The organism is Phytoactinopolyspora endophytica, assembly GCF_004138495.1.
GTDB lineage: Bacteria > Actinomycetota > Actinomycetes > Jiangellales > Jiangellaceae > Phytoactinopolyspora > Phytoactinopolyspora endophytica.
In genome coordinates this window covers 89,874-90,777 of record NZ_ML142857.1, presented here as the reverse complement: position 1 = coordinate 90,777, position 904 = coordinate 89,874, and the positions used below count along the sequence as shown (strand labels likewise).

Sequence of the window (904 nt, the reverse complement as noted above, 5' to 3'; positions counted from 1 at the left end):
TCTGATGGATCCATGGCCTACTGCGCGGCACCCGGCTGGCGCCTCGCTGCGTTCTCGTCGGTCGACGCACAAACCCAGTGCGCCTCCGTCCTCGGCCTTGCGAGGCATCCAGCCGGGCACCTGCTCGCCACGGCCGAGATCCATCAGACACGCCCTGGCCCGGCCGTGAACGACATTGTGGTCGTGATGACGACCACGATGCATGCTTCTCTCGCGATCGACCTGCGGATCACCCCGGGGTTGGGCGGGCCATGCTGCGCCCGCCGACGATCGCCTCGGTGAGCGCCTCGACGGGCTGACGTGGGGAACGCGGATTGGCGACGAGCGTGATGTCGATGTCGCCGAGTTCGGGCAGTCCAAGCGACGCGGGCAGCGCCTCGATGTCGGTGGGGATCAGGCTGGACGGGAACACGGCGATGCCGATGCCCGCCCGGACCGCGGCGAGCACTCCATTGACCTCCAGAGTCTTGCAGGTGACCCGCCAGCTGCGACCCACATCGGAGAGTACGCGCACCGCCGTCGCGCGGCTCAGGCTCTGGGTGGCGTAGGTGATGAGGGGGATCGGCTCGTCCGGTGACAGCCGGGTTCCGGGCAGGCCGACCCAGACCAGGCGGTCCCGGCGGACCAAGCGGCCCTCGGTCTGTCCGGGTGGCTCCTTGATGAAGATCAGGTCGAGCTGGTTCGCGGCGAGACGGCGCTGCAGGGCGGCCGTCTGGGTGACCGTGAGCTCCAGGTTCAGCCGGGGGTGGAGCTGCCGGAAGTCACGCAGTACCCGTGGGAGCTGAGCGATGGCGAGGTCGTCCGCCGCGCCGAACCGTAGCCGGCCCTGCATGGCGGTGCCGGTGAAATAGCTGATCGCTTCGTCGTGTGCGGCCAGGATGCCGCGCGCGAACCCGGCCATGGC

1 protein-coding gene is annotated in these 904 nt (G+C 69.5%); it reads right to left on the bottom strand.

The features are described 5' to 3' along the window. Positions 1–229: 229 nt before the first annotated feature. Positions 230–904: LysR substrate-binding domain-containing protein (locus ELR45_RS18230; RefSeq protein ID WP_205856826.1), on the bottom strand; the 675-nt coding region annotated here is incomplete at its 5' end.